Source organism: Streptomyces sp. NPDC093089, from assembly GCF_044754405.1.
Classification (GTDB): Bacteria; Actinomycetota; Actinomycetes; order Streptomycetales; family Streptomycetaceae; genus Streptomyces.
Map to the genome: position 1 here is coordinate 80,144 of NZ_JBIVPA010000016.1, position 26,914 is coordinate 107,057.

31 protein-coding genes, 1 tRNA gene and 2 riboswitches are annotated in these 26,914 nt (G+C 71.7%); of the genes, 10 read left to right on the forward strand and 22 right to left on the reverse strand.

From position 1 onward, the window contains the following. Nucleotides 1-254 precede the first annotated feature (254 nt). Nucleotides 255-1,715, forward strand: coding sequence for an MFS transporter (locus ACIQFX_RS32075; protein ID WP_402470715.1), 1,461 nt, complete (start codon nt 255-257; stop codon nt 1,713-1,715). A gap of 30 nt (nt 1,716-1,745) precedes the next feature. On the opposite strand, the gene ACIQFX_RS32080 is transcribed toward ACIQFX_RS32075, so the two are convergent. Then, nucleotides 1,746-2,564, reverse strand: coding sequence for a class E sortase (locus ACIQFX_RS32080; protein WP_402470469.1), 819 nt, complete (start codon nt 2,562-2,564; stop codon nt 1,746-1,748). Nucleotides 2,565-2,627: 63 nt separating this feature from the next. Between ACIQFX_RS32080 and ACIQFX_RS32085 the strand changes: the two genes are divergently transcribed. After that, nucleotides 2,628-3,638, forward strand: a complete 1,011-nt coding sequence (locus ACIQFX_RS32085) for an SEC-C metal-binding domain-containing protein (protein WP_402470472.1) — start codon at nt 2,628-2,630, stop codon at nt 3,636-3,638. 79 nt (nt 3,639-3,717) lie between these two features. Continuing rightward, nucleotides 3,718-4,020 carry a hypothetical protein gene (locus ACIQFX_RS32090; RefSeq protein ID WP_402470474.1) on the forward strand — a complete coding sequence of 101 codons (303 nt, stop codon included), beginning with the start codon at nt 3,718-3,720 and terminating at the stop codon, nt 4,018-4,020. Nucleotides 4,021-4,035: 15 nt separating this feature from the next. On the opposite strand, the gene ACIQFX_RS32095 is transcribed toward ACIQFX_RS32090, so the two are convergent. The 4 genes from ACIQFX_RS32095 to ACIQFX_RS32110 all read right to left on the reverse strand — a co-directional run bounded on the left by ACIQFX_RS32095 (nt 4,036) and on the right by ACIQFX_RS32110 (nt 8,003). Beyond that, complete coding sequence (locus tag ACIQFX_RS32095) at nt 4,036-5,247, reverse strand: DUF445 domain-containing protein (protein ID WP_402470717.1); 1,212 nt, start codon at nt 5,245-5,247, stop codon at nt 4,036-4,038. Nucleotides 5,248-5,317: 70 nt separating this feature from the next. Further along, a complete protein-coding gene (locus tag ACIQFX_RS32100) occupies nt 5,318-6,298 on the reverse strand; it encodes an ATP-binding cassette domain-containing protein (RefSeq protein ID WP_402470476.1) in 981 nt (326 codons plus the stop codon). Between the two features lie 12 nt (nt 6,299-6,310). Further along, on the reverse strand, nt 6,311-7,210 hold the full coding sequence (locus tag ACIQFX_RS32105) for an ABC transporter permease (RefSeq protein ID WP_402470478.1): 900 nt from the start codon (nt 7,208-7,210) through the stop codon (nt 6,311-6,313). Then, nucleotides 7,203-8,003 carry an ABC transporter permease gene (locus tag ACIQFX_RS32110; protein ID WP_402470720.1) on the reverse strand — a complete coding sequence of 267 codons (801 nt, stop codon included), beginning with the start codon at nt 8,001-8,003 and terminating at the stop codon, nt 7,203-7,205. The genes ACIQFX_RS32105 and ACIQFX_RS32110 overlap by 8 nt, the downstream gene beginning before the upstream one ends. Before the next feature lie 217 nt (nt 8,004-8,220). On the opposite strand from ACIQFX_RS32110, the gene ACIQFX_RS32115 reads away from it, so the two are divergent. Beyond that, nucleotides 8,221-10,431 carry a transglycosylase domain-containing protein gene (locus tag ACIQFX_RS32115; RefSeq protein ID WP_402470481.1) on the forward strand — a complete coding sequence of 737 codons (2,211 nt, stop codon included), beginning with the start codon at nt 8,221-8,223 and terminating at the stop codon, nt 10,429-10,431. Here ACIQFX_RS32115 and ACIQFX_RS32120 read toward each other — a convergent pair. From ACIQFX_RS32120 to ACIQFX_RS32130, 3 genes are all read right to left on the reverse strand, one after another. Further along, a complete protein-coding gene (locus ACIQFX_RS32120) occupies nt 10,425-10,745 on the reverse strand; it encodes a multidrug efflux SMR transporter (protein WP_015033851.1) in 321 nt (106 codons plus the stop codon). The two genes, ACIQFX_RS32115 and ACIQFX_RS32120, sit on opposite strands and share 7 nt — an antisense overlap. Before the next feature lie 33 nt (nt 10,746-10,778). Then, nucleotides 10,779-10,846: riboswitch (guanidine-III (ykkC-III) riboswitch) on the reverse strand. A gap of 69 nt (nt 10,847-10,915) precedes the next feature. Beyond that, nucleotides 10,916-11,254 carry a co-chaperone GroES gene (locus ACIQFX_RS32125; protein WP_367824000.1) on the reverse strand — a complete coding sequence of 113 codons (339 nt, stop codon included), beginning with the start codon at nt 11,252-11,254 and terminating at the stop codon, nt 10,916-10,918. 46 nt (nt 11,255-11,300) lie between these two features. Then, nucleotides 11,301-11,621 (reverse strand): DUF3618 domain-containing protein, encoded by a 321-nt coding sequence (locus ACIQFX_RS32130; RefSeq protein ID WP_402470485.1) that lies wholly within the window; start codon nt 11,619-11,621, stop codon nt 11,301-11,303. 126 nt (nt 11,622-11,747) lie between these two features. On the opposite strand from ACIQFX_RS32130, the gene bcp reads away from it, so the two are divergent. From bcp to ACIQFX_RS32145, 3 genes are all read left to right on the forward strand, one after another. Continuing rightward, nucleotides 11,748-12,215 (forward strand): thioredoxin-dependent thiol peroxidase, encoded by a 468-nt coding sequence (gene bcp / locus ACIQFX_RS32135; RefSeq protein ID WP_402470486.1) that lies wholly within the window; start codon nt 11,748-11,750, stop codon nt 12,213-12,215. A 215-nt stretch (nt 12,216-12,430) separates the two neighbouring features. Continuing rightward, nucleotides 12,431-12,634: an HNH endonuclease gene (locus ACIQFX_RS32140; RefSeq protein WP_402470488.1), complete on the forward strand. Its 204-nt coding sequence runs from the start codon at nt 12,431-12,433 to the stop codon at nt 12,632-12,634. Further along, nucleotides 12,635-12,719 (forward strand) — tRNA-Leu (locus tag ACIQFX_RS32145). It begins immediately after the preceding gene. 54 nt (nt 12,720-12,773) lie between these two features. Here the strand turns inward: ACIQFX_RS32145 and rdgB are convergent. The 4 genes from rdgB to ACIQFX_RS32165 form a co-directional block, all read right to left on the reverse strand. After that, nucleotides 12,774-13,382 carry an RdgB/HAM1 family non-canonical purine NTP pyrophosphatase gene (gene rdgB / locus ACIQFX_RS32150; protein WP_402470489.1) on the reverse strand — a complete coding sequence of 203 codons (609 nt, stop codon included), beginning with the start codon at nt 13,380-13,382 and terminating at the stop codon, nt 12,774-12,776. A gap of 8 nt (nt 13,383-13,390) precedes the next feature. Then, nucleotides 13,391-13,792, reverse strand: coding sequence for a hypothetical protein (locus tag ACIQFX_RS32155; RefSeq protein ID WP_402470491.1), 402 nt, complete (start codon nt 13,790-13,792; stop codon nt 13,391-13,393). A gap of 75 nt (nt 13,793-13,867) precedes the next feature. Continuing rightward, on the reverse strand, nt 13,868-14,599 hold the full coding sequence (gene rph, locus ACIQFX_RS32160; RefSeq protein WP_402470493.1) for a ribonuclease PH: 732 nt from the start codon (nt 14,597-14,599) through the stop codon (nt 13,868-13,870). Between the two features lie 85 nt (nt 14,600-14,684). After that, entirely contained in the window at nt 14,685-14,918 is a 234-nt protein-coding gene (locus ACIQFX_RS32165) for a glucose PTS transporter subunit EIIB (RefSeq protein WP_402470496.1), read from the reverse strand. Between the two features lie 235 nt (nt 14,919-15,153). Between ACIQFX_RS32165 and ACIQFX_RS32170 the strand changes: the two genes are divergently transcribed. After that, on the forward strand, nt 15,154-16,461 hold the full coding sequence (locus ACIQFX_RS32170; RefSeq protein WP_402470499.1) for a PTS transporter subunit EIIC: 1,308 nt from the start codon (nt 15,154-15,156) through the stop codon (nt 16,459-16,461). A gap of 286 nt (nt 16,462-16,747) precedes the next feature. Further along, a complete protein-coding gene (locus ACIQFX_RS32175; protein ID WP_402470502.1) occupies nt 16,748-18,013 on the forward strand; it encodes a PTS transporter subunit EIIC in 1,266 nt (421 codons plus the stop codon). A 119-nt stretch (nt 18,014-18,132) separates the two neighbouring features. Here ACIQFX_RS32175 and ACIQFX_RS32180 read toward each other — a convergent pair whose 3' ends face one another. Then, complete coding sequence (locus tag ACIQFX_RS32180; protein WP_402470503.1) at nt 18,133-18,885, reverse strand: MBL fold metallo-hydrolase; 753 nt, start codon at nt 18,883-18,885, stop codon at nt 18,133-18,135. Nucleotides 18,886-19,088: 203 nt separating this feature from the next. Between ACIQFX_RS32180 and ACIQFX_RS32185 the strand changes: the two genes are divergently transcribed. Beyond that, entirely contained in the window at nt 19,089-19,586 is a 498-nt protein-coding gene (locus ACIQFX_RS32185) for a type II toxin-antitoxin system PemK/MazF family toxin (RefSeq protein ID WP_402470505.1), read from the forward strand. An 11-nt stretch (nt 19,587-19,597) separates the two neighbouring features. On the opposite strand, the gene ACIQFX_RS32190 is transcribed toward ACIQFX_RS32185, so the two are convergent. The 9 genes from ACIQFX_RS32190 to ACIQFX_RS32230 form a co-directional block, all read right to left on the reverse strand. After that, nucleotides 19,598-20,548, reverse strand: coding sequence for a PLP-dependent cysteine synthase family protein (locus tag ACIQFX_RS32190; protein WP_017237081.1), 951 nt, complete (start codon nt 20,546-20,548; stop codon nt 19,598-19,600). Between the two features lie 5 nt (nt 20,549-20,553). Further along, nucleotides 20,554-20,832 (reverse strand): MoaD/ThiS family protein, encoded by a 279-nt coding sequence (locus tag ACIQFX_RS32195; protein ID WP_376480262.1) that lies wholly within the window; start codon nt 20,830-20,832, stop codon nt 20,554-20,556. Between the two features lie 102 nt (nt 20,833-20,934). Next, nucleotides 20,935-21,051 carry a putative leader peptide gene (locus ACIQFX_RS32200; RefSeq protein WP_402470508.1) on the reverse strand — a complete coding sequence of 39 codons (117 nt, stop codon included), beginning with the start codon at nt 21,049-21,051 and terminating at the stop codon, nt 20,935-20,937. A gap of 44 nt (nt 21,052-21,095) precedes the next feature. Further along, complete coding sequence (locus ACIQFX_RS32205; RefSeq protein ID WP_402470511.1) at nt 21,096-21,881, reverse strand: ABC transporter ATP-binding protein; 786 nt, start codon at nt 21,879-21,881, stop codon at nt 21,096-21,098. 31 nt (nt 21,882-21,912) lie between these two features. Next, nucleotides 21,913-22,992 carry a FecCD family ABC transporter permease gene (locus ACIQFX_RS32210; RefSeq protein ID WP_402470512.1) on the reverse strand — a complete coding sequence of 360 codons (1,080 nt, stop codon included), beginning with the start codon at nt 22,990-22,992 and terminating at the stop codon, nt 21,913-21,915. Next, complete coding sequence (locus ACIQFX_RS32215; protein ID WP_402470515.1) at nt 22,989-23,975, reverse strand: ABC transporter substrate-binding protein; 987 nt, start codon at nt 23,973-23,975, stop codon at nt 22,989-22,991. Before ACIQFX_RS32215 ends, ACIQFX_RS32210 begins: the two co-directional genes overlap by 4 nt. A 61-nt stretch (nt 23,976-24,036) precedes the next feature. Beyond that, a riboswitch (cobalamin riboswitch) is annotated at nt 24,037-24,111 on the reverse strand. A gap of 35 nt (nt 24,112-24,146) precedes the next feature. Continuing rightward, a complete protein-coding gene (locus ACIQFX_RS32220; protein WP_402470516.1) occupies nt 24,147-24,761 on the reverse strand; it encodes an HD domain-containing protein in 615 nt (204 codons plus the stop codon). 158 nt (nt 24,762-24,919) lie between these two features. Next, nucleotides 24,920-25,345, reverse strand: a complete 426-nt coding sequence (locus ACIQFX_RS32225) for a Mov34/MPN/PAD-1 family protein (protein WP_402470518.1) — start codon at nt 25,343-25,345, stop codon at nt 24,920-24,922. 76 nt (nt 25,346-25,421) lie between these two features. Then, entirely contained in the window at nt 25,422-26,858 is a 1,437-nt protein-coding gene (locus tag ACIQFX_RS32230; protein WP_402470520.1) for an amino acid permease, read from the reverse strand. Nucleotides 26,859-26,914 lie beyond the last annotated feature (56 nt).

The following is a 26,914-nucleotide window of genomic DNA, read 5'->3' on the forward strand; positions in this document are numbered from 1 at the left end:
GGTTCATTGACCGAACCTTCCTGGTACGTTGAGTTCATTCACCGAACCGACGGGTGGAGGTCCTGTCCGTGGAAGTCCCCGCCGCACCCCGCCCCACCACGACCGACCACACAGACCGCACCGACGCCGGCCGCGCCGAAGCGACCGGGCCCCGCACCGAAGCCGACCGCAGCGACGCCACCCGCACCGAAGCCACCGGGCCCCGCCCCGGCGCCACCCTCGCCGTCACCGCCGCGGCCACCGCCGTCGCGCTGATGAACTACACCGCCCCGATGCTCACCCTCCCCGCGATGGCGGCCGCCTTCCACACCCCGGCCTCGGCCCAGGCCTGGCTGCTCAACGGCACCCCGCTCGGCCTCGCCGTCCTCCTCCTCGTGGCCGGCAGCCTCGCCGACGCGCACGGACGCCGCCGCGTCTTCCTCCTCGGCACCTTCGCCCTCGGCGTCACCACCGCCCTCGGCGCCCTCGCCGGCTCCACGCTCGCCTTCACCCTGGCCCGCACCGCCCAGGGCGCCGCGAGCGCGGCCGTCCTCGCGGGCAGCCTCGGCCTCCTCGCCGAAGCCCACCCCGCGGGCCGCGACCGGATCAGGGCCACCGGCGTCTGGGGCGCGGCGGTCAGCGGCGGCATCGCCCTCGGCCCGCTGCTCGCCGGCACGCTGAGCCTCCTCGACTGGCGGCTCGCGTACGGGGCGCTGGGCGCGGCGGCCCTCGCCGTCGCGGCAACGGGAACCCGCGCCCTCGCCCACGACACGGCGGGAGCACGCACCCTCGCCCACGACACGGCGGGAACCCCTACCCCCGTTCGCGACACGGCGGGAGCACGCACCCTCGCCCACGACACGGCGGGAACCCCTACCCCCGTTCGCGACACGGCGGGAACCCCTCCCCTCGCCCGCGACACGGCGGAAACCCGCGCCCTCGCCCACGACACGGCGAAGCCGGACCGCCCCGCGCGGCCCGACCTCGCGGGCGCCGTCACGCTCGGCCTCGCCCTCGCATCGCTGCTCACCGCGCTCACCCTCGGCCGGGACGGCTGGCTGCGCGCCCCCGTGGGCCTGCTCCTCCTCGCCTCCGCCGCCCTCACCGCCGCCTTCGTGGCGGTCGAGCACCGGAGCCGTACGCCCATGATCGACCTCGCCCTGCTGCGGCGGCCCGCGTTCCTCGCGTCGACCCTCGGGGCGCTGTTCACGGGCCTGGCCGTCATCGGCCTGTTCAGCGTCGTGCCGGCGCTCCTCCAGAGCGGGGCCGGCATGTCCCCCCTGGGCGCCGCCTGGCTGTTCGTCCTCTGGTCGGGAACGGCGTTCGCCGTGGCCCTCCAGGCCCGCCACCTCGCGGGCCGCCTGTCCGCCCCGTACCAACTCGCCCTCGGCTTCGCCCTGTCCGCGGCCGGCGTCCTCGCCCTGCTCGGCGGCCTCGACGGACCCTGGCCCCGCCTCCTCCCGGGCCTCCTCACGGCAGGCGCCGGCAGCGGCCTCCTGAACGCCGCCCTCCCCCGCCTCGCCGTCGACTCCGTCCCCCCGCAACGCGCCGCGATGGGCTCCGGCGCCAACAACACCGCCCGCTACATCGGCTCCTCCGCCGGCGTGGCCCTCGCCCTCGCCCTCGCCGCGACCGACCCGGACACGGCGCTCCTCGCCTCCGCGGCCCTGGCCCTCACGGGCGCGGCACTCACCCTCGCCCTGGGACGACTCGTACGGGCACGTCCGCGGCGCTGAACTCCTCCGCCGCACCCTGCGCGCGACCGTTCACCCCGCCGACACCAACCTCGCCCACACCACCAGCCGGTAGGCGCTGCTGAACTCCGGCGTGCACGTCGTCAACGTCAGGTACGCCCCCGGCGCCCCGTACCCGTACGACGGCTTCACGATCGACCGCGGCACCGGCCGGATGACCCCGACGTCCCTCGGCGACGTCGCCCGCAGCACCTGGTCCACGCGGTACACGTACGTACGCGCCCGCGTCCGCACCGAGATCTCGTCCCCCACCCCGAGCCGGTTGATGTACCGGAACGGCTCCCCGTGCGTGTTCCTATGCCCCGCCAGCGCGAAGTTCCCCACCGCTCCCGGCGCCGCGGTCCCCCGGTACTGCCCCACGTACCCCTTGTCGAGCACGGCCCGCTTCGACACCCCGTACGCCACGGGCGCGGCGAGCCCGATCCGGGGAATGCGCAGCACGGCGAAGGCCGCGGACGGAGCGGCGGACCCGCCCCCGGACGCGCCGCCGCCCGCACCCGGCTCCCCGGGCGCGACGGCGCCTCCGCCACCCCCGGGATCCACAGGTCGGACGGGTTGCACGGAAGGCACGGCATCCTCGGAAGGCACAGCACCCACAGGGTCACCGGGGAGAGACATGTCCCACTCCCGCTCCAGCGCGCTCACCCGGCCGCCGGCCTCCGCACGGGCTTCCTGGTTGGTCCACCACAACTGATGGACGACCAGGAGCAGGACGACAACCCCGCAGGTGACGACCGTCTCGGCACAGACCCACAGCACACGCGCACCCGTACGGCGCCGCCCCCGCCCCTGGACGACGACCGGCACCCGCTCCCGCACCCTGGCCCGCACGCGGGGCACCATAAGCGTTGAGGCGCCAACTCTCCAGGCCCGTACAGCAGTACGGTGGAGAACATGCGCCCCGACACCCCTGCCGCCCACACCACCGAAGCCGAGCGCCTGCTGCGCACGGCAGCGCAGTACCCGGGAGACCGTGAACCCCTCTACCTCCAGGCCGCGGCCCACCTGGAACTGGCCGGCGACCGACCGGGCGCGACCGCCCTCTACGACACGCTCCTCACCGGCGAACCGGCGAACCCCCACCTGATCCGCGCCCTCATGGCGGCGAACCTCTGGGAGTACGGTCACGAGGCCGAGGCCCGCGCGATCATCGACGGCATCCGCCGCGCGACGCCGTCGGACGCGGCGGCCTGGGAGATCACGGCGGAGACGCTGGAGGCCCACGACGAGCTGGAGGCGGCGGAGTCGACGCTGACGGAAGCGGCGACCCTCCTCGCCGCCGCAGCCGTGGAGGACCTCCCCCACGCGACCCGCTCGCTCCTCACCACCCGCCACCGCATCCGCCGCATGCTCGCCCTCCCCCACGACGGCTGGGACGACCTCGCGGACCGCCTCCACCCGGCCGCCGTCCCCCTGGACGAACTCCACGACCCCAAACGCCTCTGGTCCCTCGGCTCCTCCGACCCCGCGGAGCTCCAGGCCGAGATCACCCGCCTCCGCTCCGAACTCGGCACCTACCGCACCGCGCTCTCCCGCCCCTTCCCGGTCGCCGTCCTCCACTGGCCCGAACCGGAACTCGACGAGCTCCTCGCCGCCTACCCCGAGCTCGAAGCCGAGTACCCCACCTACCGCGCCCACCTCACCGACCTCGAGGCCTCCCTCCGCGAACTCGCCCAGGCCGGCACCCCCAACCTCGGCATCGTCCGCGCCACCGTCCCCTCCTACGAGGCCTTCGCCGCCTCCGAATCCACCCACCCCTCCAACCCCGCCCTCCTCCCCCAGTACGCGACGACCCTGGCGGCCCGCGCCCGCGCCACCCCCTGGCCCCCGGCCCGCACCGCCCCCTGCTGGTGCGGCACGAACGCCACCTACGCCACCTGCCACGGCGGCCCGGTCTCCTCGTGACCTAGGCCGTCTCGCCGATCGGCGTCGATGCGCCGTGCCCTACGCTCGGAGGAAATCCAGCGACCCGAAAGGCACCGCCATGTCCCGTGTTCCTGCTTCCGCCGTTGCCGCTGTCGGGCTTGTCGGGGGGTATGCCGTTGCCCGGTGGACGAAGAAGAGGCCGCTCGGGGGTGTGGTGCTGGCGGCGGCCGGCGGGGTGGCCGCGCGGGAGTGGCGCGAGGTGGGTGGGGGCAAAGTGGCGGCGGGGCTGACGGCCGGGTACGTGGCCGCGTTTGCCGGGTCGCATCCGCTGGCGAAGAGGATCGGGGCGTGGCCGGCGGTGTTCTCGGTGGCCGGGGGGATGGCCGCCGCGTCGTGGGCGGTGACGCGGGCGAAGGGCTGACGTCCTGGGGGTGGGTCAGCCGCCCGCCGCGTGGCTCACCGTGTAGATCAGGAGACCGGCGAGGGCGCCGACCACCGTGCCGTTGATGCGGATGAACTGGAGGTCGCGGCCGATGTTGGCCTCGATCTTGCGGGAGGTCTGGACGGCGTCCCAGCCGGCGACGGTGTCGGTGATGAGGGAAGTGATCTCGTCGCGGTAGGTGGTGACGAGGTGGGCGGCGGCGTCTTCGGCCCAGCCCTCGACCTTCGCCTGGAGGCGGGGGTCGGTGGCGAGGCGCTTGCCGAGGGAGATGAGGGAGGCGCGGGCGCGGAGGCGGAGCTGGCTCTGGTCGTCCTCGGCGGCGGCGATGATGAGGTTGCGGACGGAGGACCAGGCGGAGGCGATGATGTCCTGGACTTCCGGGCGGGCCAGGAGGTCGGACTTCAGGCGTTCGACACGGGCGCGGGTGTCGGTGTCGGCCTGGAGGTCGGCGGCGAAGTCGGCGAGGAAGCGGTCGATGGCCCCGCGGGCGGGGTGGCCGGGCATGTCGCGCATCTCCGTGACGAAGCGGAGGAGCTCCTTGTAGACGCGCTCGCCGATGCGGCGGTCGACGAAGCGGGGCGTCCAGCCGGGGGCGCCGCCCTGGACGGCGTCCATCACCGATTCCCCGTGCGTCACCAGCCAGTCGTGGGCCCGGGTGCACACCAGGTCGACGGCGCGGCGGTGGGCGCCGTCGGTGACGATCTTCTCCAGGGTCTTGCCGAGGCCCGGTCCGATCTCGACGGCCTCGGCCCGGCGGGTGATCGCCTCGCCGACGACCGCCTGGACGTCCGCGTCGCGCAGGACCGTCAGCGCGCCCCGGAGGGCCGTCGACGCCTCCGCCGTGACGCGGTCGGCGTGCGCCGGTTCCGCGAGCCAGGTGCCGAGGCGGCGGCCGATGCCGAGGGCGTGCAGCCGGCCCCGTACGACGTCGGCGGAGAGGAAGTTCTCGCCGACGAAGGAGCCGAGTGAGGCGCCGAGCTGGTCCTTCTTGGTGGGGATGATCGCCGTGTGGGGGATGGGCAGGCCGAGGGGCCGCCGGAAGAGCGCGGTGACGGCGAACCAGTCCGCGAGGGCGCCGACCATGCCGGCCTCGGCCGCCGCGGCGACGTAGCCCGCCCAGGCGCCCCAGCCCGCGTTGTCGGCCCAGGTCGCGAGGGCGTAGATCAGGGCGACGCCGACGAGCAGGGACGTCGCCAGCGTTTTCATCCGCCGGACGCCCCTGCTCTTCTCCTCGTCCGCCGCCGTGTACGAGAAACTCACCAATGCACTCGACCTCCTACATCAGGGACTCCCGGCGCTCGTCCCGAGTTCCCCCGTACATCTTCGCGATCACCGCCTCGATGTCCGGCTCCCGCACCGAGAGGTCGACGAGGGGATGACTCGCGGCGACCGCGGCGACGAGCGGGGCGGCCGAGGCTCCGGCCGGGAAGGCGAGCCATTGGCGGGGGCCGTCCGCGCGTACGAAGCGGGCGCCGGGCACGTCGGTGATCGGGGGGAGCTCGCGCTCCAGGTCGACGACGAGGAGGCGTTCGCTCTCGCCGACGGCGTGCAGGCCGGCGAGTTCGCCGTCGTACATCAGGCGCCCGTGGTCGATGACCATGACGCGGGAGCAGAGCTGCTCGATGTCGGTGAGGTCGTGGGTGGTCAGCAGCACCGTGGTGCCGCGGCTCGCGTTCAGCTCGCGCAGGAAGTCCCGTACGCGCGCCTTGGAGACGACGTCGAGGCCGATCGTCGGCTCGTCGAGGTAGAGCACGTCGGGGTCGTGCAGGAGGGCCGCCGCGATGTCGCCGCGCATCCGCTGGCCGAGGGAGAGCTGGCGGACCGGGACGTCGAGGAGTTCGCCGAGGTCGAGGAGGTCGACGCAGCGGTCGAGGTTCTCGCGGTAGCGGGCGTCGGGGATGCGGTACATGCGGTGCATCAGCCGGTACGAGTCCCTCAGCGGCAGGTCCCACCAGAGGGTGGTGCGCTGGCCGAAGACCACTCCTATCCGCTGGGCGAGCCGGGTGCGCTCGCGCGCCGGGTCGATGCCGGCGACCCGCAGCCGGCCTCCGGTGGGGGTGAGGATGCCGGTCAGCATCTTGATCGTGGTCGACTTCCCGGCGCCGTTGGGGCCGATGTAGCCGACCATCTCGCCCCGCTCCACGCCGAAGCCGATCCCGTCGACCGCCCGGACCTCCCGCTTCTCCCGGCGGAACAGGCCGGCCTTGCGGCGGACCGTGAAGATCTTCTCGACCCCGTCCAACTCGATGAAGGGCATGGCTCCCGGACCTCAGCTTCCTGTCGATCGGTACGAGCGGACTCCGGCGCGCCAGGCGAGGCCGGCGACTGCGCAGCAGACGACGGCGACCAGCGGCGACGCGAACGCCGCCGCGTCCGGCACGCCCGCGGGGGCCGGCCTGCCGAGGAGGTGCAGGGCGGGCAGCCAGTTCACGAACGCGAGCGGCACGACGTACACGACGCCCCGCACCAGCTCCTGCGCGAAGATCGTCGGCGGGTACTGGAGGAGCGTGTTCCCGCCGTACGTGAACGCGTTCGTGACCTCCGCCGCGTCCTGCATCAGGAAGAGCGCCGACGCCCCGAGCACCATCACCGCGGCGAAGATCACCGCCCCGCACACCAGGGTCACCGGCAGGAGCAGCGCCTTCACCGGCGTCCACTCCACGTCGAGCAGTACCAGGGCCCACACCAGGACCATCAGCCCCTGCGCGACCCGGCCGAACCGCCGCAGCGCGAACTTGTCCGCCGCCACCTGCGCGAGCAGCGGCGCCGGCCGCATCAGGAACGTGTCGAGCGAACCGTCCCTGACCCGCCTCCCCATCCGCTGGAGCGAACCCATCGTGAGGTCCGCGATCCCGAACGACGTGCCCGTCAGCCCGTACAGGAGGGCGACCTCCGCGAACGAGAAGCCGCCGAGGCCCTCGACCTGACCGAACATCAGCAGGATGACGACGAAGTCGAAGAAGGTGACGCAGAAGCTCGTGAAGACGGTCAGCGCGAAGGACGCCCGGTAGGTCATCGTCGAGCGGATCCACATGCCCGCGACCATGCGGTACGTGCGGAGGGAGTCGGCCACCGGACGGAACGCGTACGGGGACCCGGCCGCCGCCCGGGGCGGGTGCGGAGCGGCACCCGCCCGGCCGGTCGCACCCGCCCGGAGGTCCTCAGCCACCCTGGACCACCACCTTCCGGGTCGCCGCCGCCTGCGCCGCGCGGCCCGCGCCGAGCAGGACCAGGGCCCAGCAGGCCTGGAAGGCGTACGCGCCGGCGAGTGCCCGGCCCTCGTAGCGGCCGAGGTACACGTCGGCGGGGACCTGGAGGAGGGAGGCCCAGGGCAGCAGGCGGGCGATCTCGCCGAGGGTGCCGGGGAAGACGTTGAGGGGGAGGAGCATGCCGGAGAAGAAGAGGCCGCCGAGCCAGGCGACCTGCACCACGCCCTGGCCGTCGAGGAACCAGAAGGCGCTCATCGCCACCGCGTACCAGATCGCGAAGCCGACGACCGAGCCGAGCGCCACCGCTACCAGGAAAGCCAGCCAGGCGCCGGGGCCGGAGGGCAGGGTGAAGCCGAAGACGAGCGCGCCGAACACCATCGGGGCGACGCCGCGGCCGAGGAACTGGTAGGCGGACCGGCCGGCGTTGGCCGAGAACCACCAGGCCTGGAGGTCGGCGGGGCGGTACAGGTCGACGGCGATGTCGCCCGTCCTGATCCGCTCGATCAGTTCGTCCTCGAAGCCGCCGCCCATCAGCCCGCAGACGGTGAGCAGCCCCTGCCCGATCCACACGTAGGCGAGGGCGTCGTCCATCGAGTAGCCGCCGAGCTGCGGCCGTTCGTCCCACAGGGCGATGTACGTGTACGACAGGACGAAGCCGAAGACGCTGTTGGTGAACACCCCCGCCAGCGTCGCCACCCGGTACGTGGCGTGGCGCCGGAAGCCGCCCGCGGCCACCGTCGCGTACAGCCGCAGCATGAAGCTCCCCTCCCGGCGCGTACCTCTCGGCGCGACCTCGGCGCGACCTCTCGGCGCGACGTCCCGGCACGGCCCCTCGGTACGTACCTTTCGGTACGAATGACAGCGAAGCGCACGACCCTAGCGGTGTGCGGCGGGGCACCGCGAGCGGATTTCGCGTCAGGATCGGGTCGCGTTCAGGACTTTCGTCCCGTTCCGTGCAGTATGTGATGCCATGTCCCCTTCCTCAGGTACGAGCGACACCCCCCGGCCATTCCGCCCGGACCGGGAAGCAAGCTGGGAACCGAGGGACCCCACCCTCCCCTCCCCGCGACCGGACGAGCGGGCGGAACGACGCCGCCGCCGTCCCCGGCACCCCCGACGCCCCGGCGGTGTCCGCCGCGTCCTGCGGACCCTCTTCGGGCTGCTCCTCCTGGGCACGCTGCTGCTCGCCGGCGCGTTCGCCGCCGGCTACCTCCTGGTGGAGATCCCACCCGCCAACGCCGCCGCCGTCGCCCAGTCCAACGTCTACCTCTACCGCGACGGCAGCCCCCTCGCCCGCGACGGCGAGGTCAACCGCGAGAACGTCCCCCTCGACCACGTGCCGCTCACCGTCCGGCGGGCCGTCCTCGCCGCCGAGGACCGCGACTTCCACACCTCGCGGGCCGTCGACCCCAAGGCCATGCTCCGCGCCGCCTGGAACACCGTCACCGGCAAAGGCCGCCAGTCCGGCTCCACCATCACCCAGCAGTACGTGAAGAACTACTACCTCGGCCAGGAGCAGACCCTCACCCGCAAGGCCAAGGAGTTCTTCATCTCGATCAAGCTCGGCCGCGAGAAGAGCAAGGACGAGATCCTCGAGGGCTACCTCAACACCAGCTACTTCGGCCGGAACGCGTACGGCGTCCAGGCCGCCGCCCGCGCCTACTACGGCAAGGACGTCGAGCACCTCGACACCGCCGAGGGCGCCTACCTCGCCTCCCTCCTCAAGGCCCCCAGCGCCTACGACGTCACCACCCACCCCGAGAACCGGGCCACGGCCGTCGCCCGCTGGAACTACGTCCTCGACGGCATGGTCGGCGAAGGCTGGCTCGACCCCGCCGCCCGCGCCGCCGCCCGCTTCCCCGCCCCCCAGACCGCCCGCCCCGCCACCGCCCTCTCCGGCCAGCGCGGCTACCTCGTCCAGGCCGTCGAGGAGTACCTCACCGACCAGGGGATCATCGACGAGAAGACCCTCGCCGGCGGCGGCTTCCGCATCACCACCACCCTGGAACCCGCCAAGCAGGACGCCCTCGTCCAGTCCGTCGAGGACCAGGTCACGTCCCGCCTCGACCCCGCGCGCGCCCCCGCCGACCGCTACGTCCGCGTCGGAGCCGCCGCCGTCGACCCCGGCACCGGCAGGGTCCTCGCCCTCTACGGCGGCATCGACTACACCCAGCAGTACGTCAACAACGCCACCCGCCGCGACTACCAGGTCGGCTCCACCTTCAAGCCGTTCGTCTTCACCGCGGCCGTCCAGAGCGGCGCCCAGACCCAGCAGGGCCTGCCCATCACCCCGTACACCCTCTACGACGGAACCAACCGGCGCCCGGTGGAAGGCTGGAACGGCACCCCCTACGACCCCGCCAACGAGGACGACGCCAGCTACGGGGAGATCGCCGTCGGCGCCGCCACCGACCTGTCCGTGAACGCCGTGTACGCCCAGATGGCGGTGGACGTCGGCCCCGCAGACGTCCGGCGGACCGCCGTCGCCCTCGGCGTCCCCGGCTCGACCCCCGACCTCACCGCCTCCCCCTCCATCGCCCTCGGCGCCGCCACCGCGAGCGTCCTCGACATGGCCGCGGCGTACGCGACCCTCGCCGCACACGGCCGGCACGGCACGTACACCCTCGTCACCGCCGTCACCCGGGGCGGCCGGGAACTCGCCCTGCCCGGCGGGACCACCCGACAGGCCGTCAGCCGGGAGGCCGCCGACACCACCACGTCCATCCTGCGCAGCGTCGTCGAGACCGGCACCGGCACCGCCGCCCAGGCCGCCGGACGCCCCGCCGCCGGCAAGACCGGCACCGCCGAGGACGACAAGGCGGCCTGGTTCGCCGGCTACACGCCCGAACTCGCCACGGTCGTCGCCCTCATGGGCCAGGACCCCGAGACGGGCCACCAGAAACCCCTCTACGGCGCCCTCGGACTCCCCCGCGTCAGCGGAGGCGGACCACCCGCCGCGATCTGGGGCCAGTTCACCCGGAACGCCCTGGCCGGCACCCCGGCCAAGGACTTCGACCTCCGGCTGATGCCCGGAGCCGAGGAGACGACGGCCGTACCGCCCGCGCCGGACGCCACGGGCGCACCGGAGACCGCGGAAGAGGAGCAGGTGACGGGCGAGGCCGGACCGGGAGCCGCCTCACGCGACCCCCGCCCCACGCGCACCACCGTCCGCGGTCAGTGACCCGAGGTCGCCTTCAGCCCCACCACGGCGACCAGCAGCAGACAGACGAAGAAGATCCGGGCGGCGGTCGCCGGCTCACCGAGCACCACCATGCCGAGCACCGCCGCACCGGCCGCACCGATGCCCACCCACACGCCGTACGCCGTACCGATCGGCAGCGTCTTCGCCGCCTGCGACAGCAGCAGCATGGAGGCGACGATCCCCGCACCCGTGAACACGCTGGGCCACAGCCGGGTGAAGCCGTCGGTGTACTTCATGCCGATCGACCAGCCGACCTCGAGCAGACCCGCGACGACGAGAAGAACCCAAGCCATGACGACGACACCTCCGCGAGACGGGACAACAGGAGTGCGTCGTCTTGTCCTGGCCCGGTACGGCGCGTCTCGTCGGGTGTCCCCAGGCTAGCAAAGAACGCACAAAGGCCCTGGTGACGGTCGTCACCAGGGCCCTCGAAGAAAGGTCCCGCAGGTTCGGAGGGATGCCCCTAGAGGTACAGGCCGGTCGAGTCCGAAGCGCCCTGGAACCGGTCCGCGGCCACCGCGTGCAGGTCCCGCTCCCGCATCAGGACGTACGCGATGCCCCGCACCTCCACCTCGGCACGGTCCTCGGGGTCGTACAGCACCCGGTCGCCGATCTCGACCGTGCGGACGTTCTGGCCGACCGCGACCACCTCGGCCCAGGACAGCCGGCGGCCCACCGCGGCGGTGGCCGGAATGAGGATGCCCCCGCCGGAGCGCCGCTCCCCCTCCGGAGAGTCGGTGCGGACCAGGACCCGGTCGTGCAGCATCCGGATGGGCAGCTTGTCGTGCGTGTTCTCGCTCACGAACCGAACCTACCTGCCCGGGCGTGTCGCCCGTAGCCGGGAGGAGTCATCCCCGGCCCTTCCGCGAGGACGTCACGAGGAGCCCCACGACCGCCACGGTCGCCAGCGCCACCGGAACGACCCGCTCCAGCCGGGGCGTGCCGTCCTCGTGGGTGAAACGTGCCTTCACATCCGACACGACCCGGTTGACCGCGACGAAGGCCCGACCGACGGTCTGGTCGACCGACGAGGCGACCTTGGCCTTCGCGTCCCCGATGATCGTCTGCGGGTGCACCCGAATACCGATCTCGTCGAGAGTGACGGCGAGCTGCTCGCGCCGGCGGACGATGTCCGCCTCGATCTGCGCAGGGGTCCTGACGTCCGGCACCGCGCTGCCTCCGTAGTCGTGTATCCAGTCGATTACGACCAGTCTGTCAGTTCCTGCGCCGAGGGGGCGCGCCAGACCCCCATTAGGCTCTGAACGCGTACGCGAACACTCCGAGGAGAGCCAGCCATGAGCGAGCGACTGCAGCCCGGCGACACCGCCCCCGCCTTCACCCTTCCCGACGCGGACGGCAACGAGGTCTCCCTCGCGGACCACAAGGGCCGCAAGGTCATCGTCTACTTCTACCCCGCCGCCCTCACCCCCGGCTGCACCAAGCAGGCCTGCGACTTCACCGACAACCTCGACGTCCTCGCCGCCGCCGGCTACGACGTCATCGGCGTCTCCCCCGACAAGCCGGAGAAGCTCGCCAAGTTCCGCGAGAAGGAGAACCTCAAGGTCACCCTCGTCGGCGACCCCGACAAGGCCACCCTCGAGGCCTACGGCGCCTTCGGCGAGAAGAAGCTCTACGGCAAGACCGTCACCGGCGTCATCCGCTCCACCGTCGTCGTCGACGAGGACGGCAAGATCGAGCACGCCTTCTACAACGTCAAGGCCACCGGCCACGTCGCCAAGATCATCCGCGACCTGGGCGTCTGACCTCCGCGCCCACCGGAACGGCCCGCACCCCGCAGCACGGGATTCGGGCCGTTCCGCGTTCCGAACGCGATGGAGGTACGCGAGCGGAGGCCGTGGCGGCATCCAGCAGCGCGTGGGACGTTCTCCGCATGCTCGGCGCACCCGGAGCAGCCGGAGCACCCGGCCGCAGCCGGAGCACCCGGAGCACCCGGAGCAGCCGACTGAAGAGCGCGCTCTTGGAGACCGACGTCAAGGAGGAGTGCGCACCGTGCGAGGTCGGGGCGACCCGGCCCGGCCACCCGCTGCCGCTGGGGGTCGATCACATCGACGGCAATCGGCGTGACAACCGGCCGGAGAACCTGCGGTCGCTCTGCCCCAACTGCCATGCGGTGACCGACACCTGGTGCCGTGGCGGCGCCCGCTACGATGGCAGGACTTGAGCGGCGGTGGTGCAATGGCTGACACAGCAGACTTAGGATCTGTGGCCCTTGATCGGGCTTGAGGGTTCGAATCCCTTCCGCCGCACAGGAACGGCCTGCGAATCGAAAGATCGATGCGCAGGCCGTTCGCATGTCGTACTCAGCCCAGCAGTTCCTTCACCACCGGCACCAGGGCGCGGAAGGCCTGGCCGCGGTGGCTGATGGCGTTCTTCTGGGCCGGGGTGAGTTCGGCGCAGGTGACGTCGTGGCCGGTGGGCTGGAGGACGGGGTCGTAGCCGAAGCCGTTGGTGCCGGTGGGGGCGTGGCGGAGGGTGCCGCGCAGGGCGCCTTCGACGACGCGTTCGGTGCCGTCGGGGAGGGCGAGGGCGGCGGCGCAGGCGAAGTGGGCGCCGCGGTGTTCGTCGGCGATGTCGGCGAGCTGGGCGAGGAGCAGGTCGAGGTTGGCCTTGTCGTCGCCGTGGGTGCCGGACCAGCGGGCGGAGAAGATGCCGGGGGCGCCGCCCAGGACGTCGACGCAGAGGCCGGAGTCGTCGGCGACGGCGGGGTGGCCGGTGGCCTGTGCCAGCGCGTGGGCCTTGAGGAGGGCGTTCTCGGCGAAGGTGACGCCGGTTTCCTTGACGTCGGGGACGTCGGGGTACGCGTCCGCGCCGACGAGTTCGAGGTCGAGGCCTGCGTCGGCGAGGATCGCGTGGAGTTCCGTGATCTTGCCCGCGTTGCGGGTGGCGAGGATCAGTCGCTGTCGGGTCATGGGCCCGATTATCCCGGGGTGCAGACCTTGGCCACTTCGCCGGCGGCGTCGGTGATCGGGGTGATGTCCGGGGTGGTGTCGCCGTTCTTGACGGCGGTGCGGACGGTGTCGACGCCCTTGGTGAGGTCGTCGACGGCCTTGGTGAGGTCGGCGTTGTCGGTGGTGTTCTTGAGGTTGCCGAGCTCGGTGGATATGGAGTTGAGGGATTCCTCGATCTGCGTGACGTCGTTGGAGGCGTTGGAGACGGCCTGCTGGAGGTTCTGCACGGACGTGGCTATCGCGTCGGCGGTCTTGACGCAGTCCATGGCGGTGTCGAGGGCTCCACAGCCGCTCAGGACGGTGGTGAGTGCGGCGGCCGTGGCCACGGTGAGTGCGAGACGGCGCTTCAAGGCGGGTCCTCCCCTGTGCATGACGGTCGTACGGGCGCACGGATCGTACCGGGTACGGTTCCGTGCGCCCGATGCCCGTCAGGACGCAGGGAGGCGTCAGAGGGTTCCTTCGAGGGCCTTGCGCTGGATCTCGGCGAGTTCGGCGCAGCCGCCGGAGGCGAGGTCGAGGAGGGCGTTGAGCTCCTTGCGGTCGAAGGGCTCGGCCTCGGCGGTGCCCTGGACCTCGACGAAGCGGCCGTCGCCGGTGCAGACGACGTTCATGTCGGTGTCGGCGCGGACGTCCTCCTCGTAGCAGAGGTCGAGGAGGGGGGTGCCGTCGACGATGCCGACGGAGACGGCGGCGACGGTGCCGGTGAGGGGCTTGCGGCCGGGCTTGACGAGCTTCTTGCCCTGGGCCCAGGTGACGGCGTCGGCGAGGGCGACGTAGGCGCCGGTGATGGCGGCGGTGCGGGTGCCGCCGTCGGCCTGGAGGACGTCGCAGTCGAGGACGATGGTGTTCTCGCCGAGGGCCTTGTAGTCGATGACGGCGCGCAGGGAGCGGCCGATGAGGCGGGAGATCTCGTGGGTGCGGCCGCCGATCTTGCCGCGGACGGATTCGCGGTCGCCGCGGGTGTTGGTGGCGCGGGGGAGCATGGAGTACTCGCCGGTGACCCAGCCTTCGCCGCTGCCCTTGCGCCAGCGGGGGACGCCTTCGGTGACGGAGGCGGTGCAGAAGACCTTGGTGTCGCCGAAGGAGATGAGGACGGAGCCCTCGGCGTGCTTGCTCCATCCGCGGTCGATGGTGACGGGGCGGAGCTGTTCGGGGGTACGGCCGTCGATACGAGACATGGGACGAGCGTAGCGGGACATGACGGAGGGCCCGTTCCCCTGCCGGAACGGGCCCTCGGTCGGGTGGTGAGCGGGGGGCTCACGCTCACATGAGGTCTTCGATCTCCGCGGCGATCGGGTCGGCGTCGGTGCCGATGACGACCTGGATGGCGGTGCCCATCTTGACGACGCCGTGGGCGCCGGCGGCCTTGAGGGCGGCCTCGTCGACGAGGGAGGCGTCCACGACCTCGGTGCGCAGGCGGGTGATGCAGCCTTCGACCTCTTCGATGTTGTCGATGCCGCCGAGCCCGGCGATGATCTTCTCAGCCTTGGTGGCCATGTATGTCTCCCTGTCCGTTCCGTTCGCGAGAACGCGAATCTCGGCGCACCTGTGGTCCGCTTTGTCACGGTAACCCACGGTTGGCCCAACTTCGCGAGCGCGTGCCGCCGTTCTGCCGAATGATGACGATCACCGGCGGCCTGTCCCCAGTGGGCTCCCGGAGCCTACCGCAACTGGTCTACACCAGTCTGCAACGAGACGCGGACCCGGCTTGTTCCGGGCAGGGAGGACGCCGATGAGTACCGACAGCGCCGCGGCCGCACCCGGACCGAAGAGGTCCGTGTCCTGGGGCGGGCTCTTCCAGGGGCTCCAGAAGATGGGCCGCAGCCTCCAGCTCCCCATCGCCGTCCTCCCGGCCGCCGGCATCATCAACCGACTCGGCCAGCCGGACGTGTTCGGTGCCGACGGCCTCGGCTGGGACAACGTCGCGAAGGTGATGGCGGGGGCCGGTGGCGCGCTGCTCGACGGCGGTCTCGGCCTTCCCCTGCTGTTCTGCATCGGTGTCGCGATCGGCATGGCGAAGAAGGCGGACGGCTCGACCGCCCTCGCGGCCGTGGTCGGCTTCCTCGTCTACTACAACGTGCTGCGCCAGTTCCCCGAGACCTGCCCCGGGGGCACGGTGGACGTCAATGCCGGCTGCCTCTCGCCCGAGCAGGTCTTCAGCGGGTACACGTACCAGAACCCGGGGGTCTTCGGCGGCATCGTCATGGGCCTGATGGCCGCCTGGTTCTGGCAGCGGTACCACCGGAAGAAGCTCGTCGACTGGCTGGGCTTCTTCAACGGCCGCCGGCTCGTGCCGATCATCATGACGTTCGTGGCGATCGCCTTCGCCTCGCTGTGCCTGTGGGTCTGGCCGCCGATCGGTGACGGTCTGGAGAACTTCAGCGACTGGCTGGTGGGGCTCGGCGCCTGGGGTTCGGGCATCTTCGGCGTCGCGAACCGGGCGCTGCTCGTCATCGGCCTGCACCAGTTCCTGAACGTGCCGATCTGGTTCCAGTTCGGCACGTACACCAAGCCGGACGGCACGGTGGTCCACGGCGACATCCCCATGTTCCTCGCGGGCGACCCGAACGCCGGCCAGTTCCTGACGGGCTTCTTCCCGATCATGATGTTCGCGCTGCCGGCGGCGGCGCTCGCGATCACCCACACCGCGAAGCCGCACCGCCGCAAGGCGGTCGGCGGCCTGATGCTGTCGGTCGCGCTGACGTCGTTCGTCACCGGCATCACCGAGCCGATCGAGTACTCGTTCCTGTTCATCGCGCCCGTGCTGTACGCGATCCACGCCGTGCTGACCGGTGTCTCGATGGCCGTGACCTGGGCGCTCGGCGTGAAGGACGGCTTCAGTTTCTCGGCCGGCCTGATCGACTACGTGATCAACTGGAACCTCGCGACGAAGCCGTGGCTGATCATTCCGATCGGTCTGGCGTTCGCCGTCGTGTACTACGCGATCTTCAGGTTCGCCATCGTGAAATTCGACCTTCCGACCCCCGGCCGCGAACCGGACGAGGTCGAGGAGGAGATCGAGCGGGACAACGTCAAGTAGCCCTCCGATCACCCCGCGAATCCTGACCGATTCAGGGCTTTCGCCCCCCTCGTAAGCCCCGCCAAAGGCCCTCGGACCTCACCGTCCGGGGGCCTTATGTCGTGCATTTCAGCCTATGGGCGAGCCCACAAAATTCGCAGGTTCCTTATCTAAGTCTCACGTGCTAAAACTGGTCTACACCACTCATTGGTGTAGACCACGCGGTCCAGACCACCGCGTTCCACGAGACGTCGCCTCCCCCCGTGTTCACGTCCCTGGCGGCGCCTTGCCTTACTGGAGGAAGTTGATGAGTACGGCCACCGCCCAGGCCGCCGCTCCCGCGAAGAAGCGCGGATCCGGCCTGTTCCAGGGCCTGCAGAAGGTCGGTCGCAGCCTGCAGCTGCCGATCGCCGTACTGCCGGCCGCGGGTATCTTGCTCCGTCTCGGCCAGCCCGACGTCTTCGGCGCCGACGGCCTCGGCTGGGGCAAGGTCGCTTCCGTCTTCGCCACCGCCGGCGGCGCGGTCTTCGACAACCTGCCCCTGCTCTTCTGCATCGGTGTCGCCATCGGCTTCGCCAAGAAGGCGGACGGCTCCACGGCCCTGGCCGCGCTCGTCGGCTTCCTGGTCTACAGCAACGTGCTGAAGGCCTTCCCCATCACCGAGGCCGTCGTCAACACGACCGCCAACAAGGGTGTCGACGTCGCCGCGACGTTCAACAACCCGGGCGTCCTCGGCGGCATCCTGATGGGTCTGCTCTCCGCCGTCCTGTGGCAGCGCTTCCACCGCACCAAGCTGGTCGACTGGCTCGGCTTCTTCAACGGCCGCCGTCTCGTCCCGATCATCATGGCCTTCGTCGGCACCGCCGTCGGCGTCGTGTTCGGTCTGGTCTGGGAGCCGATCGGCGAGGGCATCTCCAACTTCGGCGAGTGGATGACCGGCCTCGGTGCCGGTGGCGCGGGCCTCTTCGGTCTCATCAACCGCGCGCTGATCCCCGTCGGCATGCACCAGTTCGTGAACACCGTCTCCTGGTTCCAGATCGGCGACTTCACCAACGCGGCCGGCGAGGTCGTCCACGGTGACCTGAACCGCTTCTTCGCCGGTGACCCGAGCGCCGGAATCTTCATGTCGGGCTTCTTCCCGATCATGATGTTCGGCCTGCCGGCCGCCGCCATCGCCATCGCCCACGCCGCTCGCCCGGAGCGCCGCAAGGCCGTCATGGGCATGATGGTGTCCCTCGCGCTGACCTCCTTCGTCACCGGTATCACCGAGCCGATCGAGTTCACCTTCATGTTCATCGCGCCGGTCCTCTACGCGATCCACGCGGTGCTGACCGCCGTCTCGATGGCCGTCACCTGGGCGTTCGGTGTCCACGCGGGCTTCACCTTCTCCGCCGGCGGCATCGACTACCTGCTCAACTGGAACCTCGCGACCAAGCCGTGGCTGATCATCCCGATCGGTCTCGTGTTCGCGGCGATCTACTACGTGGTCTTCCGCTTCGCGATCACCAAGTTCAACCTCCCCACCCCGGGCCGCGAGTCCGACGAGGAGCTCGAGGAGCTCACCAAGGGGTGATCCTCACCCGCACCGAAGGGAAGGCCCCGGAACCGACAGGTTCCGGGGCCTTCCCCTTGTCCGTACGAGCGGATCGCGTACCGGCGGATTCCGTACGAGCGGATTCCGCACGAGCCGACTCAGACCTCGTACACCGCGCCCGGCCTGGCCAGCTCCGACGGGCCCGTGTAGAGCGCGCGGGCGTCCGTCAGGTTCTGCTCGCCGTCGGTCCACGGGGGGATGTGGGTGAGGACGAGACGGCCGACGCCGGCGCGGGTCGCCTGGGCGCCGGCCTCCCGGCCGTTGAGGTGGAGGGCGGGGATGTCCTCCTTGCCGTGGGTGAAGGAGGCCTCGCAGAGGAAGAGGTCGGCGCCGTCGGCGAGGTCGTGAAGGGCTTCGCAGACGCCGGTGTCACCGGAGTACGTGAGGGAACGGCCGCCGTGCTCGACCCGGATGGCGTACGCCTCGACCGGGTGGCAGACCTTCTCCGTGCGGACGGAGAACGGGCCGATCTCGAAGCTGCCCGACTTCAGCGTGCGGAAGTCGAAGACCTCGCTCATCGCCGTGGCGGACGGGGTGTCCGCGTACGCCGTGGTCAGCCGCTGCTCGGCGCCCTCCGGCGCGTAGACGGGGATCGCGTCGCAGCGTCCGCCCTCGTGCCGGTAGTAGCGGGCGACGAAGTACCCGCACATGTCGATGCAGTGGTCCGCGTGCAGATGACTGAGGAAGATCGCGTCGAGGTCGTACAGACCGATGTGTCGTTGCAGCTCGCCCAGGGCGCCGTTGCCCATGTCGAGGAGCAACCGGAAGCCGTCGGCCTCGACGAGGTAGCTCGAACAGGCCGAATCCGCGGACGGGAACGACCCGGAGCAACCGACGACGGTGAGCTTCATGGAGCGTGAACCTCCGTGGACGGGTACGGAAAGCGCGCTGGGGAGGGGGGAGGCTGTGCGATCTGTCGAGCGTAAGGCGCACCAGGGCCTGTCGCTCCTTCGTGGTGGCCCGTTGTGGGCGAACTCACGGGCTCTGTCACCGGTTCGGATGGATGGCGGGCCGCTACGGCGAAGTGAACCGTGCGCCGGTACCGTCTTGAGGTATGGACACGTCGTGGTGGCCCGCGCTGGTCGCGGTCGTGGTGATCGCGCTGGTGGTGGCGCTCGCCGACGGGCGGAAGCGGTCGTCACGGCGGCCGCGGCGGGGGCCGTCGGGGCGGACGCGTCCGCCGGCCCGGCCGCCGGTCCGGCCGAAGGCGCGGCCCGAAGGGCCCCGGCGGGCTCCGGGGCGGGCGCCGCGGGCGGCCGAGATCTGGTGGGCCGACGTGCCCTTCGAGGACGGGCCCGGGTCGAAGGACCGGCCCTGTCTGGTGCTGTCGGTACGCGGGGGCAGCGCGCTCGTCGCGAAGATCACCAGCAAGTACCACGACGAGCGGCCGGGGGTGATCGCGCTGCCGCCGGGGGCGGTGGGCGACGCGCAGGGGCGGCCGAGCTTCCTGGAGACGGACGAGCTGCGGGAGGTTCCCGTGGGGGATTTCCGCCGGAGAGTCGGAACGGCGGACCCGGTCGTGTGGGACCAGGTCCGCCATCTCGCGCGGTAGCGGGGTGGGGGCTACGCCCAGAGCTGGCCCTGGACCGTCGCGATCGCCTCTTCCGTGGTGGCCGCGGTGTAGAGGCCGGTGGAGAGGTACTTCCAGCCGCCGTCGGCGACGACGAAGGCGATGTCGGCGGATTCGCCTGCCTTGAGGGCCTTGTTGCCGACGCCGATGGCCGCGTGGAGGGCGGCGCCGGTGGAGACGCCGGCGAAGATCCCCTCCTGCTGGAGGAGTTCGCGGGTGCGGGTGACGGCGTCGGCGGAGCCGACGGAGAAGCGGGTGGTGAGGACGGAGGCGTCGTAGAGCTCGGGGACGAAGCCCTCGTCGAGGTTGCGGAGGCCGTAGACGAGGTCGTCGTAGCGCGGTTCGGCGGCGACGATCTTGACGTCGGGCTTGTGCTCGCGGAGGTAGCGGCCGACGCCCATCAGCGTGCCCGTCGTGCCGAGGCCGGCGACGAAGTGCGTGATGGAGGGGAGGTCGGCGAGGATCTCGGGCCCGGTGGTGGCGTAGTGGGCGCCCGCGTTGTCCGGGTTGCCGTACTGGTAGAGCATCACCCAGGACGGGTTCTCGGCGGACAGCTCCTTGGCGACGCGCACCGCCGTGTTGGAGCCGCCCGCCGCGGGGGACGAGATGATCTCCGCGCCCCACATGGCGAGCAGCTGCCGCCGCTCCTCGCTGGTGTTCTCGGGCATGACGCAGACGATGCGGTAGCCCTTGAGCTTGGCGGCCATGGCGAGGGAGATGCCGGTGTTGCCGCTGGTCGGCTCCAGGATGGTGCAGCCGGGGGTGAGCCGGCCGTCCTTCTCCGCCTGCTCGATCATGTGGAGCGCGGGGCGGTCCTTGACCGAGCCGGTCGGGTTGCGGTCCTCCAGCTTCGCCCAGATGCGGACGTCGTCCGAGGGCGAGAGCCGGGGGAGGCGGACCAGCGGCGTGTTGCCGACCGCGGCCAGCGAGGAGTCGTAGCGCATGTGGATCAGACCATGCCGCCGGCGACGGCCGGCAGGATCGTGACGCTGTCGCCGTCGGTGAGCTTGGTGTCGATGCCGTCGAGGAAGCGGACGTCCTCGTCGTTCAGGTAGACGTTGACGAAGCGGCGGAGCTTGCCGCCGTCGACGATGCGGGCCTCGATCCCGTTGTGGCGGGACTCCAGGTCGGCGAAGAGCTCGGCGAGGGTGTCACCGCTGCCCTCGACGGCCTTCTCGCCGTCGGTGTAGGTGCGGAGGATGGTCGGGATGCGGACCTCGATGGCCATGGCGTGGGCTCCTGTCGGAAGTGGCGTGGTGGGCGCGCTGCTGGGGCCCCGCGCGGAGGGGTCGTGCGGTGAGGTGCGCTCGGCCGGTCGTTCGCCGGTCGTTCAGAACGCAGCGCGGGTCGTACACATCGCGCTGGCGAGGCGGCACAGGTCGACGTGCAGGCGGCCTACGAGCATGAGTGCGCCCGGAGTCTCTTCGCTCACGTCGTGGGAAACCATGGGCTCATCGTATCGATTCCCGGTCCGGGTTCCGGAATGTGATCTCACATGGTGGATGGTTCCTGACCGCCTGGCGGACCGTGCAGGTAGACGACGGTCGGGCTGCCCGTCCTCGGGTGCGGGATGACCTCGGCGTCCACCCCGTAGACGGCGTCGAGGAGGGCGGGGGTGAGGACCTCGGCGGGGGTGCCGCCGGTGACGATCCGGCCGCGTTCGAGGACGTAGAGGCGGTCGCAGTACGCCCCGGCGAGGTTGAGGTCGTGGAGGGCGAGCAGGTTGGTGGTGCCCAGGGTGCGGACGAGGGCGAGGACGTCGAGCTGGTGGCGGACGTCCAGGTGGTTGGTGGGCTCGTCGAGGACGAGGAGCGCCGGGTCCTGGACCAGGGCGCGGGCCACGAGGGCGCGTTGGCGTTCGCCGCCGGAGAGGGTGGGGTAGGGGCGGTCGGCGAGGTCCGTGAGGCCGACGCGGGCGAGGGCGGCGGCCGCGTGCTCCCGGTCGGCGTCCGTGTCGCCCTCCCAGAAGCGCTTGTGCGGGGAGCGGCCGAGGGCGACGAGTTCGCGGACGGTGAGTTCGAACTCGGCGCCGGCGTCCTGCGGGACGGTGGCGACGCGGCGGGCGCGGGCCTTGGGGCCGAGGGCGCGGAGGTCGTCGCCGTCGAGCGTGGCGTGGCCCGAGGTGGGGGCGAGGGTGCCGTAGACGCAGCGCAGGAGGGTGGTCTTGCCGCTGCCGTTGGGGCCGATGAGGCCGACGGTCTCGCCGGGGCCGACGGTGAGGTCGACGGAGCGGAGGCGGTCCTCGTAGGAGAGTCCGCGCAGGCGGAGCTCGGTCACGGGCGGGGTCCTTCCGGGTGGTGCGGCGCGGTCACAGGGGCGTTCCTTCCGGGCGGCGGCGCATCAGCCAGAGGAAGAAGGGGCCGCCGGTGAGGGCGGTGAGGACGCCGACGGGGATGTCCTGGGGTGCGGCGACGGTGCGGGCGGCGAGGTCGGCGAGGACGAGGGCGAGCGCGCCGCCGAGCGCGGCGACCGGCAGGAGGCGGCGGTGCGGGGCGCCGACGGCGAGGCGGGCGGCGTGCGGGGCCATCAGGCCGACGAAGCCGACGGCTCCGCTGGCCGCGACCATGACGGCGGTGACGAGGGAGGCGAGGACGAAGACGGCGGCGCGGAAGCGGGCGGTGTCGAGGCCGAGGACGGTGGCGCCCTCCTCGCCGGTGAGGAGCAGGTCGAGGGGGCGGGCGAGGGCGAGGAGGACGCCGACGCCGGCGGCGAGGACGGCGGCGGGCAGGGCGAGGGTGTCCCAGCGGGCGCTGCCGAGGCCGCCGAGGGACCAGTACATCGCCTCCTGGAACTGCTCGGGCCGGCCGGCGACGACGAGGAGCAGGGTGGCGAGGGCGGAGAGGACGTAGGAGACGGCGACGCCGGCGAGGACGAGCCGGGCGCCGGTCATGGTCCCGCCGCGGCGGGCGAGCCCGTAGACGAGGACGAGGGCGAGGAGGGCGCCGGCGAAGGCTCCGGCGGGCAGGGCGAGGGTGGTGGTGACCCCTCCCCCGATGCCGAGGACCAGGACGAGGACGGCGCCGGCGGAGGCTCCGGAGGAGATCCCGAGGAGGAAGGGGTCGGCGAGCCGGTTGCGGACGAGGGCCTGGAGGACGGCGCCGACGACGGCGAGTCCGGCGCCGACGACGGTGCCGAGGAGGACGCGGGGCAGCCGTACGTCGAGCACGATCGTCCGGTGGGGCGAGGGGCCCGCCCGTCCGGTGAGGGCGTCGAGGACCTGGCCGGGCGGGATGCGGACGGAGCCGAGCGCGAGGGAGGCGAGCGCGGCGGCGGCGAGGGCGAGGACGAGTCCGGCGACGACGAGGGCGTACCGCGCGGGGCGGGCGGGGCCGGGGCCCGGGGCCGCCGTGCGGGCGGGGGTCCGGGCCGGGCGGAGGGCGGTGCTCACCGTGCGGGGTGGGGCTGGGCGGGGTGGAGCTGGGCGGCGAGCTTGTCGACGGCGGCGGGGACGCGGACGCCGAGGACGGTGTCGGAGAGGGGCATCACGGCGAACCGGTGGTTCCTGATGGCGGGCACGTCCTTGAGCGCCGGGTCGTCGAGGAGCCGCTTCTTCTTCTGTGCGACGGTGGTGGAGCCGTAGTCGTAGATCACGATGACGTCCGGGCGGCGGTCGACGACCTGTTCCCAGGTGGCGTCGCCGAAGGCCTTGTCGAGGTCGGCGAAGACGTTCCGGCCGCCGGCGCGGGTGATGAGCTCGTTGCCGATGCCCTTGCCGCCGGCGGTGAAGGCGGTCTTGTCGCCGCTGTCGTACACGAAGACGGAGACGGGCCGGGTGGCCTTCAGCCGCTTCTCGGTCGCGGCGACGGTGGCACGGGCCTGCCGGATCCACGCCTCGGCCCGGTCGGGTACGCCGAACGTCCTTCCGGTCTCGCGGACTTCGCGGTAGAGGTCGTCGACGGAGGGCGAACCGGTCGGGCAGTACTCGGTGTTGAGACGGGTCGCGATGCCGGAGCGGCCCAGGTCGTCGCGGCTCCGGCCGTCCTTGGCGGAGAACGCCGAGGAGTAGCCGCCGTACACGAAGTCGGGGTTCGCGGCGAGGAGCGCCTCCTTCGACGGGTACTCCTTCGCCAGGACGGGCACGCTGTCGTACGCCTTCTCGTACGCGGGCAGGATCGCGTCGTCGAGGTAGGCGGTGCCGACGAGCGACTTCTCCAGGCCGAGGGCGAGCATGATCTCGGTGACGTGCTGGTTCATGGTGACCGCGCGCCGGGGCGGGGCCTGGTAGGTGTGCTGCACACCGCAGTTGGTGACGGTGTACGGGAATCCGGCGGCGGGCTTCGCGGGCGGCGCGGCGGCCTCGGGGGCGGCCGAGCAGGCGGCGAGCAGCGGGATCAGGGCGGCTGCGGACAGCAGCGGGCGACGCCAGGGCATGGCGGAACGGGCCTCCTCCGGGGATTTCCACGTCCCCGATCGGTGGTGGGAGGCGGCAGGTCAGTTCCTGGCTTCCGCCTCCCCGGGGGAGGCGGTCACAGTGGCGGGACCGTGCCGGATTCGCACCGGCTTCCTGGGTCCTGCCGCCCTTGGTCCCGGCCAGTGTCTCACTCACTCGGGCCAGGACGGGTCGCGGATGGTGGTCACGAAGTCGCCGGGGACGAAGCCGGGCACGTGGTGGCGCGGGACGTCGGCCTTGACGTTGCCGAAGGCGGTGTCCGGCTTGGGGGCGATGCCTTCGGCGAAGGCCTCCAGGATGCGGCGCTTGAAGTCGGGGCGGGGGTGGGCGGCGACGATCGCGGCCCGGTCGCCGGGGCGGACGGCGGCGGGGTCGTCGTAGCCGATGCCGAGGACGTCGTACTCCACGCCGGCGGTGACGAGCGCGACCTCGGGTTCCATGAACGCGGGTACGCCGGGGGTGGTGTGGAGGGCGATCGCGGTCCAGACGCGGCGGACGGCGTCCTCGTCGGCGCCCTGGGCGCGGAGGAAGGCGGCGGCCTCCTCGGCGCCGTCGACCTCGAAGCGGCGTCCGCTCCTCCGGTGCTTCTCGCCGAGGCCGAGGTCGTGGAACGTCGCGCCGTCGTAGAGGAGTTCGGCGTCGAAGGCGAGGCCGCGGGCGCGGCCCTGGAGGGCGCCGAAGAGGCGGACGCGGCGGGAGTGGTCGTAGATCAGGTCGCTCGTGGTGTCGCGGACGAGTTCGGTGGCGGCGGTGGCGGGCGCGGACACGCTGGTCGTGCCGGGGAGCGACGAGACGCTGCGGAGGGCGTTCGCCCGGCATTTCGGGGTGACGCCCCCCGCCTGTCTGGCGCGGTTCCGCACGACGGCGGCGGACGCGTCCTACGCGTAGGAGCGGGTGGGTTCCGGTCCACGCGGAGAGGCGGGTCCTATGCGTAGGACTCGACGATCTCGACGTCCTCCTCGGTCACGACGCCGTCGACGATGGTGAAGGAGCGGAACTGGAAGGGGCCGGCGTCGTCGGTGTCGGCGGTGGAGACGAGGACGTAGTGGGCCTGGGGCTCGTTGGCGTACGTGATGTCCGTGCGGGACGGGTAGGCCTCGGTGGCGGTGTGCGAGTGGTAGACGATGACGGGCTCCTCGTCCCGGTCGTCCATGTCGCGGTAGAGCTTGAGGAGGTCCGCCGAGTCGAACTCGTAGAAGGTGGGCGAGCGGGCGGCGTTCAGCATCGGGACGAACCGCTCGGGGCGGCCGCTGCCGGCCGGGCCGGCGACCACGCCGCAGGCCTCGTCGGGGTGGTCCGCGCGGGAGTGTTCCACGATCTGGTCGTACAGGGCCCGGGTGATGGTCAGCATGCCGACAGGATAAGCAGACGGGCCGCTCCGTACCGAGGAGTGGTACGGAACGGCCCGGATGCTGAGACCTGGCAGGTCAGGAACGCTTGGCGAAGGCGGCGCCCTCGGGGTTGCGGGCCTTGAGGACCAGGTAGGAGACGGCGAGGACGAGGCCCCAGACGGGGGCGCCGTACAGCGCGACCCGGTTGCCCTCGTCCATGCCCATGGTCACGATGACCAGGGCGAGGAAGGCCAGGGCGAAGGCGCTGAGCCAGATGCCGCCGGGCGCCTTGAAGGAGGACTCGGGCAGCTCGCCGCGGTCGGCCTTGGAGCGGTAGCGGATGTGGCAGATCAGGATGGCGATCCAGGCCCACATGCCGGAGATGGTCGCGAAGGAGACGACGTAGTTGAACGCCTCGCCGGGCCACTGGTAGTTGATCCAGACGCCGACCATCATCAGCGCGGCCGAGAAGGTGGTGCCGATCAGCGGGGTGCCGGAGCGGGTCAGCTTCGTGAAGACCTTCGGGCCCTGGCCGTTGAGCGCGAGGTCGCGCAGCATGCGGCCGGTGGAGTACATGCCCGAGTTGCAGGAGGAGAGCGCGGCCGTCAGGACGACGAAGTTGACGATGGCGGCGCCGACGCCGAGGCCCATCTTCTCGAAGGCGGCGACGAACGGGGAGACGCCCGGCTTGAACTCGGTCCACGGGACGACCGACAGGATCATGATGAGCGCGCCGACGTAGAAGACGGCGATGCGCCACGGCACGGTGTTGATGGCCTTGGGCAGGACGGTCTTCGGGTCCTTCGACTCACCGGCGGTGACGCCGACGAGCTCGACGGCGAGGAAGGCGAACATGACCATCTGGAGGGTCATCAGGGTGGAGTAGATGCCGTCCTTGCCGGCGAAGAAGCCGCCGAGGTCCCACAGGTGGGTGACGGAGGCGGTGTCGCCCGCGTCGGAGAAGCCGAGGGTGAGGATGCCGGCGCAGATGAGGATCATGCCGACGATCGCGGTGACCTTGACCATGGAGAACCAGAACTCGAGCTCACCGAAGAGCTTCACCGAGATCAGGTTGGCACCGTAGAGGATGACCGTGAAGACGAGGGCCGAGAGCCACTGCGGGATGTCCCACCAGTAGGTCATGTAGGTGGCCGCGGCGGTGACCTCGGTGATGCCGGTGACGACCCAGAAGAGCCAGTACGTCCAGCCGGTCACGAAGCCCGCGAAGGGGCCCATGAACTCGCGGGCGTACTCCGAGAAGGAGCCCGAGACCGGGCGGTACATGAGGAGCTCGCCGAGCGCCCGCATGATGAAGAAGATGACGAGTCCGGCGGCGGCGTACGCGAGGATCAGGCTCGGTCCCGCGATGGAGATGCCCTTGCCCGCACCGAGGAACAGTCCGGTGCCGATGGCGCCGCCGATCGCGATCATCTGGATCTGGCGGGCGCCGAGTGCCCGGTGGTAGCCCTCGCCCGGTGCGGAGTCCTCGGCCTCATTGCCGTCGTGCTGCTGATCGACCTGCACTGAGGTCATGGTGGTGCGCCTTTCTCCATACCGATCCGCGCGACTGCGAGTGAGTCTGCTGCGGA